At 54.7% G+C, this 8,765-nt stretch carries 8 protein-coding genes; 5 read left to right on the plus strand and 3 right to left on the minus strand.

Going from position 1 to position 8,765, the window contains the following annotated elements; genetic code table 11:
- Positions 1 to 156: 156 nt before the first annotated feature.
- Complete coding sequence (locus ACY692_RS13060) at positions 157 to 1,461, minus strand: pyridoxal phosphate-dependent aminotransferase (RefSeq protein WP_462325816.1); 1,305 nt, start codon at positions 1,459 to 1,461, stop codon at positions 157 to 159.
- A gap of 179 nt (positions 1,462 to 1,640) precedes the next feature.
- Positions 1,641 to 2,510 (minus strand): EAL domain-containing protein, encoded by an 870-nt coding sequence (locus ACY692_RS13065; protein ID WP_462325817.1) that lies wholly within the window; start codon positions 2,508 to 2,510, stop codon positions 1,641 to 1,643.
- Between ACY692_RS13065 and ACY692_RS13070 the strand changes: the two genes are divergently transcribed.
- The 3 genes from ACY692_RS13070 (at position 2,398) to ACY692_RS13080 (ending at position 5,950) form a co-directional block, all read left to right on the plus strand.
- Positions 2,398 to 2,784, plus strand: coding sequence for a PDC sensor domain-containing protein (locus ACY692_RS13070; protein WP_462325818.1), 387 nt, complete (start codon positions 2,398 to 2,400; stop codon positions 2,782 to 2,784). The genes ACY692_RS13065 and ACY692_RS13070 overlap by 113 nt on opposite strands.
- 200 nt (positions 2,785 to 2,984) lie before the next feature.
- Positions 2,985 to 5,576 carry a CHASE4 domain-containing protein gene (locus ACY692_RS13075; protein ID WP_462325819.1) on the plus strand — a complete coding sequence of 864 codons (2,592 nt, stop codon included), beginning with the start codon at positions 2,985 to 2,987 and terminating at the stop codon, positions 5,574 to 5,576.
- A 5-nt stretch (positions 5,577 to 5,581) separates the two neighbouring features.
- The gene (locus tag ACY692_RS13080) at positions 5,582 to 5,950 is read left to right on the plus strand and encodes a response regulator (protein WP_462325820.1); all 369 of its coding nucleotides are present in this window, start codon (positions 5,582 to 5,584) and stop codon (positions 5,948 to 5,950) included.
- 120 nt (positions 5,951 to 6,070) lie between these two features.
- Here the strand turns inward: ACY692_RS13080 and ACY692_RS13085 are convergent, their stop codons facing one another.
- Positions 6,071 to 7,222 carry a DUF6398 domain-containing protein gene (locus ACY692_RS13085; protein WP_462325821.1) on the minus strand — a complete coding sequence of 384 codons (1,152 nt, stop codon included), beginning with the start codon at positions 7,220 to 7,222 and terminating at the stop codon, positions 6,071 to 6,073.
- Between the two features lie 149 nt (positions 7,223 to 7,371).
- On the opposite strand from ACY692_RS13085, the gene ACY692_RS13090 reads away from it, so the two are divergent.
- Together ACY692_RS13090 and ACY692_RS13095 are read left to right on the plus strand one after the other, a co-directional pair.
- Positions 7,372 to 7,752 carry a RidA family protein gene (locus ACY692_RS13090; RefSeq protein ID WP_462325822.1) on the plus strand — a complete coding sequence of 127 codons (381 nt, stop codon included), beginning with the start codon at positions 7,372 to 7,374 and terminating at the stop codon, positions 7,750 to 7,752.
- Positions 7,753 to 7,891: 139 nt separating this feature from the next.
- Positions 7,892 to 8,638: an N-acyl homoserine lactonase family protein gene (locus tag ACY692_RS13095; RefSeq protein WP_462325823.1), complete on the plus strand. Its 747-nt coding sequence runs from the start codon at positions 7,892 to 7,894 to the stop codon at positions 8,636 to 8,638.
- The last annotated feature ends 127 nt before the right edge of the window (positions 8,639 to 8,765 follow it).

The raw sequence follows: 8,765 nt of genomic DNA on the forward strand, positions 1-8,765 counted from the left end.
CCGTCTCCGTTTTTCCGTCTCCCGTCTCCCGTCTCCGTTTTTCCGTCTCCCGTCTCCCGTCTCCGTTTTTCTCTGTCGCATCAAGGGCAGATATGGAATCTGCCCCTACGGGTGATCTCGATTCCGGACCCCTGCAATCCTTACCCCTTACAACCTTTATTCACTCGACTCCACATATGCCTTCACCGCCTTGCCGATGCGGTGCCAGGTGTTTCGTCGTTTTTCGTCATCCGTCTCCAGAAGGGTGATGCGAAAACCCTTGCGGTTGCAGCAGAAGCCGCTCAGGGGGACCACGCAGATGCCTTCGGAGGCCAGGAGGTAGTAGACAAACCGTTTGTCAACGGCCACGTTTTCGACCTTTTCCTCCACGAAATCCTTGATCTCCTGGTTGGCCACCTCGAGATACTGACGGTCGTTCAAGACATCGTCGTCGAACAGGACCGCCATGTAGAAGGCGCCCCGGGGCCGGGTCACGTGGATGTAGTCGTAGGAGTTGATGATCTCAAAGGCCTCGTTGGCCCTGTCCTCGAATATCTTTTTGCGGTATTCGAGATGGTCCAGGTACCTGGGGTCGCCGATGACCCGGGGGATGGAGTACTGGGGCAGGCTGGTGGAGCAGACCTCGAGCATCTTGGCGTTCAGGAGGCTGGCGATGTATTTCTGGAAGGCCGGATTCTTGTCCTGGTTGAAGACCTCGATCCAGCCGCACCGGGCGCCGGGCCAGGGATATTCCTTGGAGATACCGCGCAGGGCCATGCCCGGAACCTCGCCGATGACCTCGCTCAGGTGACAGGTCTCGGCCCCGTTGAACACGATGTGGGCGTAGATTTCATCGCAGATAACAAAAATATCATAACGTCTGGCGATATCCACCATCTTTTCCAGGATCTCCCTGGGGTAGACCGCACCCGTGGGGTTGTCCGGATTGATCAGGAGAAGGCCGGCAATGGAGTCGTTGTATTTGACCTTGTTCTCCAGATCCTCGAGATCGGGCATCCAATGGTTGTCCGGATTGAGCTCGTAGGTGAGGTGGTCGTAGCCGGAATGGGCGGCCTCGGCCGAAGAGTGGGTGGAGTAGGCGGGTGAGGGACCGATGACCCGGGCCTCCCTGCGCAGGAATCCGAAAATCTTGGCCACGGCGTCCCCAAGACCGTTGTAAAAGACGATGTCATTGGGGGTGATCCTGTACCCGTCGCGTCTGTTGACCTGTTCGGCCAGGAACTCCCGGGCTTCCCAGACACCTTCTGTTGCCACATACCCGTAGGTCCTGTCTTCGTCGATCAGTTCCTTGATGATGTCCTTCATCCAGACGGGCAGTTTCTCTCCTTTCTCAATGGGATCTCCTATGTTCTCCCAGGTGATGGAGACGCCCATTCTGCGAAGTTCATGGGCAACCGCAACGATCCCCCTGATTTCATAGCTGAGTTGTCCCCATCCGACGTGTTCGATGTTTCTGCGCATGATACGGCCTTGTCGTTAGGAATGATAGTGATGGAGCAGTACCGGGAGGCAGACCGATCCGGCTCGGTGTCTCCCGGCACTGCCGACGTGGCCTTGGTCTGTAGCCCGCACCCCGTTCAAGGGCAAGGAAAAACACGGGCAGGGTCGGTGGGAGGTCGGTTGTGGGGACTGGATGGTTGTTACGACCCCCCGAGCATCCTCAAAACCTGCCGTGCGGGAACAGGGCGGGAGAAATGATACCCCTGCCCGTACTCGCAGCACATGGCGTCGAGCATTTCCAGATGATCGGCCGACTCGATGCCCTCGGCCACCACATTGAGCCCCAGGGCGTGGGCCAGAGAAATGATCGTTTTGACAATTTTGGCATTCTCATTGTCCGAGTCCAGCCCCATAACAAAGGACCTGTCGATTTTCAGGGTGTCCACGGGAAATCTGTGCAGATAGCTCAGGGAGGAATATCCGGTTCCGAAATCATCAATGCCGATCTGGACGCGAAGTCCCTTGATTCCGTCGAGGATGCGTTGGGCAATACGCACAGGCTGCGGAGGATCGCGAAGATCTTCGGCCAGGACGACGAATTCATCCCCGCCGAACCGGGCCAGCGTGTCTTCTTCCCGCAGGCAGGATCTGACTTTGGTTGCCATGTGTTCCAGCAGTCTGTCGCCGGCAACGTGACCGAGACTGTCGTTGATCAGCTTGAACCGATCCATGTCCAGAAAAAGGACTGCAAAATGGTTGTTGCCCCGTTTGGCACGTCTGATGGCGTGTTCGAGGCGATCCAAGAGCAGGAATCTGTTGGGAAGATCGGTCAACGGATCGTGAAAGGCCTGGTGGCGGAGCATGAGTTCGGCCTTTTTGCGTTCGCTGATATCCAGCAGTGAGACCACTTTACGTTCCGATCCGTTGAGCACGGCTTCGGTAACCACCACATCTCTGATGTCTCCCTTTCTGGTTCTGATACGCAATTCGTGCGGTCCGGTCTGGGTCAGACAATATTCCGGCCCGTTGGTTCCTGCATGCAGGATATGCTCTCTGTCTGCCGGGGCCACGATATTCACAGACCCCCACGGTGTTCAATGCATATCAAATATCCCCAGGCCCGGTCATGAGAGGGATAGGGACATAAGGGCATACGGCCGGGATTGGTCGAACCGTCCCTGGTTCATTGCGGCCACACGGGAAAAGGGACTCGTGGTCTCGGATGTGTATGAATCCGTTGCAACCGGCAATCCCTGCGTGACGGTCTCCTCGGTGATCATGCAGGGGACGCGCATGGTCGGGGTGGTGGCGGTGGATGTGGTTCTGGGTGAAACCCTGAGGTGATGAGCCGGAAGATGGCGAGTCGGAATAAAGTGATTGAAATGGCTTGATATCTGTTGGGGCTGCGTGCAGACTGGTTGTGGTTCCGGGGGTGTTGTCAGACATGATCCGCTAGTGCAGCCCCACGCAGAAGAGGGGGGAAACTCGGCGGATCTCGGCAGGGTTTCCCCCCGGGTCATCATCTCAAGCCGGACACAAAGACCATGAAGGTTCGTACTAAAACATTCATCATCATTTCAATCACTTTTTTCTTTTTGGTTGTCGTTTGCGTATCCTTTTTCCGCTCGGTCATCTATGAACGGTTTCTCGACATCGAGCACGTCCAGTTCCGGACGAGTCTCCAACGCATCGAGAATGCCCTGGATAGCGAATTTGAGGACTTGCAAAAGGTCGGACGGGATTGGGGAAGCTGGGATGCGACCTATTCCTTTGTCAAGGATCTGGATCGGGACTATATCGTGGGGAATCTGGGTTTTGATTCTTTGCAGACATTGAACGTCAATGCCATGATCTTCATGAATCTTTCCGGTACAGTCAGATTTGCCAAAACGTACGATCTCAAACGCCACAAGGAGATCCGGTTTCCTGCCGATCTTTCAAAAGCGCTGCAGAGCAAGATCTTTATCGACTGGTTTGGCGGCGACGTATCGTGCCGTCATGGTTTTCTCCGCTTGGAAGACGGAATGCTTTTCATGTTTGCGGCATGCCCCATTCTTGATTCATCCGAAAAACAGACGCCTCGAGGGATATTTGTCACCGGACGGTTTTTCAATGCCGGGCAAGTGGCTGTGCTTTCGGAACTGCTCGAAATTCCGATCCATTTGGACTCGCTTGACGTTTTTGATCGGGTTTCGCATACCCCTGCGGGGAAGATGCTCGGGTCGGACCCCAAGGATACGTTGATTGAGTATGTATCTTCCGGGGATGCCTCGGGATACATCCTGTTGCGCGATATTTTTCAGCGACCTGCAGGCTTGTTGCGGGTCGATCTTGACAGGTCCATATCACTGCAGGGCTCAACATCAGTGATGTACGTGATCGCATTTTTTGTCTTTATCAGTCTTGTGTTTCTCGGGATCGTTTTGCTCATCCTGGACAGGTCCGTTTTACGGCGTTTGAACGGGATTATCGCAGATGTTCGTTCCATCACCGGGCACAGAGATGTCTCCCGGCGTATATCCATCTCGGGGAAGGATGAACTCGGTAGACTGGGGAAGAATCTCAATGCCATGCTCGCAGCGCTGGAGGACGAACAACGTAAGAGAAAGGCTGCTGAAGCCAAAGGCGTCATGCTCACCTCCGCTATCGAACAGCTGGGGGAGGATGTCGTGCTCATGGGTCCGGAAGGAAATATTGTCTATGAAAACGCGGCATTCATGAAGCGGATTTTCTCGACCGGGGACGGCAAGGCCGGGTCGGTGCGAGGTTTCGACGATCTGTTCGATGATCCCAGGCAGGCGGAACAGGCCAAACAGACCGTGACCGCAGGATCCTCCTGGAACGAACGGTGCCGCAACCAGCTGCCGGACGGGGGGAGCGTGATTCTGGACGTGATGATCACTCCTGTCACGGATCAGGACGGCAATGTGGTCAACACCGTGTGCATTCGTCGCGATATCACCGAGAAGGTGGAAATCGACAAGAGGCTGCAACTCTCCCGCAAGATGGAGGCGTTGGGCTCTCTGGCCGGTGGCATTGCTCATGATTTCAATAATATACTTACTTCTATTTCCGGATTCACTCAGCTGGTCGGTTTAGACGTGGCCAGGGATTCCCGTTCCCATACCTATCTTGACCAGATTCTTCTCGGAGTGAAGCGGGCCAAGGAACTGGTCGAACAGATCCTCACATACAGCGCGCACAAGGATGATCCGGATTCGGCTGTATCCGTCCATGTGCCGACAATCGTCGAGGAGGCCCTGGATCTGGCCAAAGTTTCTCTGCCTTCCAAGGTTGTTCTTCGACGCGACATTGCCCGGACCATGAACCCTGTTCTTGCCGATGCCGGACAGCTGCATCAGATCGTCATCAATCTGTGCACCAATGCCGGGCATGCTATGAAGGAAAGCGGGGGGGAACTGCATGTGATCGTCAGGTCGGCAACCTCTGAGGATTACACAACTTTTCATCTCTCACCGGAGAGGACCGGTTATGTATGCCTCCAGGTACGGGATACCGGTACCGGCATGAGCCGTGGAGTGAGGGAACGGATTTTCGATCCCTTTTTCACCACCAAGGAACCGGGAGAGGGAACGGGACTGGGGCTGCCCGTGGTCCACAGTATCGTCACCCGTATGGGAGGCATCATCCATGTAACCAGTGAACCCGGCAAGGGATCGCAGTTTACCCTGTTTTTTCCGGAAAAAAAAGGCGAACACATTGAGGTGGAGGAGCCAAACCTCGAGAACGTAGAGGGGGGGGAACGTATTCTTTTTGTGGACGACGAGGAGGACGTGGTATATATTGCGCAGGAAATGTTGGAACTTCTCGGATATGATGTTACGGCAACCACGGATAGCCGACAGGCATGGAAAATTTTCAGGGATGACCCGCAACGGTTCGATATTGTAGTGGCAGATTTTTCCATGCCGCACATGGATGGTAGGGAACTGACAGAACGGATATTTGAAGTGACCAACGAGGTGCCGGTACTATTGTGTTCCGGGTATATGCCCACGCTGGATCTGAACCAGACCGTGGACAGGGAGTTGGTCATGATATTGAAAAAGCCCTATACCTCTCAGGAATTGACCCGCGCGATGCGCAAGCTTTTGCAGACGCATGGCAAGGAGTGACACGCATGACAAATATACTCATCATCGATGACGATCCCCAGATCCGTATGATGCTCAGCGAGCTTTTGGAACGCGAGGACTACAGGGTAGATGTCGTTTCGAACGGGTTCGAAGCCCTGGAACAATTTGGTCGGGAAAAACCCGACCTGATCATCACCGACGTGGTCATGCCGGATATGGACGGTCTCGAACTCATGCTGCGTCTTCGAAAACAGCAGCCCGGTCTCAAGGTTGTAGCCATTTCGGGCGGGGCACGCATCGGTCCCGAGTCCTACCTCAAATTGGCCGACAAGCTCGGTGCCGACGCGACCGTTGCCAAGCCCATGGATATCGTCAAACTCCTTGATACGGTCAAAGAGTTGGTCGCTGCTTGATGGCCCGTATTGGTCCGGAAGGGGGCCATGACCTTTCGTGACCGTGAAAAAAAGGCTGCAGAAGATAGCTACTGCAGCCTTTTTTTCATGGTTTCTTTGATCAATGGGGGAAGAACCCGGCTATGCTCCGATCAGCCAATCGGGATTGTCGGGCTGCATGTCGAGGATTTTTTTGATCTGGGCGGATTTTTTGCTGGTGGTGGAAGAGGAGACCTTAAAATGGGTGTGGATATCGACCGGCTGGATCAATCCCCCTCCGCCAGAACCAAGCATTGAGTTGACCTGGGCCAGACCATGGACAATCCCGCTGGCCCAGGACTCGCGTTTGCCCCTGTGGACCGGGCATGATGCATCCCTACACAACCGGTTGGCGGCCTCCAGGGCCAATGGGGTGAAGGGGGCATCCGTGCGGCTGTAGCAGAATCCTTCAAGCAGTTCGGAAAGTTCCCGGAAAATCTCGACCCGTTCCGGTGACAGCTCCGGTGCCCCGGCAGTCGCCGCATCGTCCACCCATTGTCCCCGCTCATCGCGCTCGGCAGGGGCAATCTGCTCCTCCCGGTCAATCAGGTCATCCTGCTCACCCTTGCCCGGCGCAAAACCCCCAACGTGTGCCTCAAGCGTCTCCACCCGATCCCCGATATCAAACTTGTCCGGAGAGCATAGGGAAAGAAGTTTTTGCCCCACCGGTAGAGCGTCCTGGAATTTTTCGCAATCGATCAAGGTGGTAAACAGCGAATTCAATGCCCGAAGGTAGGGCCGTGCGATGGGTATTTCGTGCACCCTGCCCGCCAGGTTTTCGATTTCCGGGCCGTGCATTTGGGTGCCGAGATCGACGATCGCTTGCATCCTTGCCTGAATTTGAGCAGGATCAAATTTAGAGGTTTCGAAATCATGCCTTGCCTGCCACATACGTGCGTCGATATTGGAAGGATCCTGCTCCATTGCCTTGAGCACCAGTTGCTTCGCTTGGGCGGTGTCCTTGGTTGCCATGGCCCGGTACGCCAAAATTTGCCCCTTTTCCAGGGGCATCTTGTCAACGCCGAGCAGAAGGGCGAGTTTGTCCAATTTTTTTTCGTTGACCAGGGTCTTGATGCGTGCCGTTACTTCAGGAATACTTTTCTGACCATGCCGTAGACTGTATATGTACACAGATCTGAGAAGAAATTCTTGAAAATATTCACCAAGGCCGTCCAATGCCGGGATGGCATTGGCCTTTTTACGGAGTCGTCGCTCCAGTGCTTTCCGCTGTTTTTGTTTTCCTTTCGAGGTCACGTTTTCACTCCATCTGCTTGATTCTATGGCTTGCTCGCACGGATACGGACAGCAACCCGCGCACAAAGCGGATCTCCTATCCTGTATACTCCCAAAAATAAAGAGGGTCTGGGTACGATTTCCCGCATATCAACCACAAGGAGTCGATCATGAGTACACCCATCGTTACGCAAAATGCACCCGGAGCCATCGGTCCTTATTCACAGGCGGTCATGACCGGTAATCTCCTGTTCATCTCGGGACAGCTTGGCATCGACGTGCACACCGGAAACCTCGGAAAGGGGATCGAAGAACAGACCCGGCTGGCCCTCGGCAATGTCGAGGCCATTGTCCGTGAAGCCGGCGGGACCATGGAGGATGTGATCAAAGTGACCATTTTCCTGGCCGACATGAACGATTTTGGCGTGGTCAACGGGATGTATTCCGACTCTTTTGCGGAGCCGTATCCGGCCCGGAGCTGTGTACAGGTGGCGCGACTGCCCAAGGGGGGGCTGGTCGAGGTGGAGGCGGTGGCGGGGATAAACGGTTAAGATGTAAGGGGTAACAATGCCCGTAGGGGCCGGCCCCCGTGCCTGCCCGTTTTCCAACCTCCGGGAAAAACGGTGCGTCCGCTTCAAAACCGCGTATTACACAATGAATTTGGTTGAGAACAATAACCAGGAGCGAATCATGAGTGTTTATCGTATCCATCCCATTGTCCTTGGCACCAAGCAATTCGACAAGGGGATGATGACGTATCAGCATGACTATGGCAAGCCGTTCACCATTCCCATCTATTCCTGGTATCTGGAAGGCGGGGACAAGAAGATTCTGGTGGACACCGGGGAAATGCATCCCATCCGGTCCGAGGAACGCGAGACGGCCATCGGGGGAAAGATATATACCTTTGAGGACGGACTGGCAAAATTTGGGGTAAACCCCGAGGATATCGACATCGTCATCCATACCCACTTGCACAACGACCATTGCGAAAACGATTACAAGTGTGAAAACGCCCGGTTCTATGTGCATGAGAAGGAACTCGAACACATCCACGATCCCCACCCCCTGGATTTCAGGTATCTGGAGGATTATATCGAGGATGTAGAGGACAACGGGCAGATTGAGGTGCTCACCGGGGACCGGGAGATCGTGCCGGGTATCCGCATGGTCCATACCCCGGCCCATACACCCGGCGGAATGAGCGTGTTCGTGGAAACGGCCAAGGGAACGGCCGTGATCACGGGATTCTGTCTGATCACGGAGAATTTTTTCCCACCGCCGGCCATCACGGGCATGGAGATGGAGGTCATCCCGCCGGGAACGAATATCAATTCCTATGAGGCCTATGATATCGTCAAGGATATCAAGGAAAGGGCGGACATCATCATCCCCCTGCACGAACCCTCGTTCGCCACAGGGGAGCCCATCGGATAGGGATGATTGTGGAGGCTCCGATTACAAAAAAACAAGGGGTGCGATAATTATATCGCACCCCTTGTGATTTTCTGGAGCCGGACATCGGACTTGAACCGACTACCTACGCTTTACGAGAGCGTTGCTC

This window comes from Desulfoplanes sp. (assembly GCF_054921335.1).

Bases quoted from the DNA above. Each gene is read 5' to 3' on its own strand.
- ACY692_RS13060 (WP_462325816.1), bottom strand. From the start codon at position 1,461: ATGCGCAGAAACATCGAACACGTCGGATGGGGACAACTCAGCTATGAA.
- ACY692_RS13070 (WP_462325818.1), top strand. From the start codon at position 2,398: ATGTCTCCCTTTCTGGTTCTGATACGCAATTCGTGCGGTCCGGTCTGG.
- ACY692_RS13075 (WP_462325819.1), top strand. From the start codon at position 2,985: ATGAAGGTTCGTACTAAAACATTCATCATCATTTCAATCACTTTTTTC.
- ACY692_RS13080 (WP_462325820.1), top strand. From the start codon at position 5,582: ATGACAAATATACTCATCATCGATGACGATCCCCAGATCCGTATGATG.
- ACY692_RS13090 (WP_462325822.1), top strand. From the start codon at position 7,372: ATGAGTACACCCATCGTTACGCAAAATGCACCCGGAGCCATCGGTCCT.
- ACY692_RS13095 (WP_462325823.1), top strand. From the start codon at position 7,892: ATGAGTGTTTATCGTATCCATCCCATTGTCCTTGGCACCAAGCAATTC.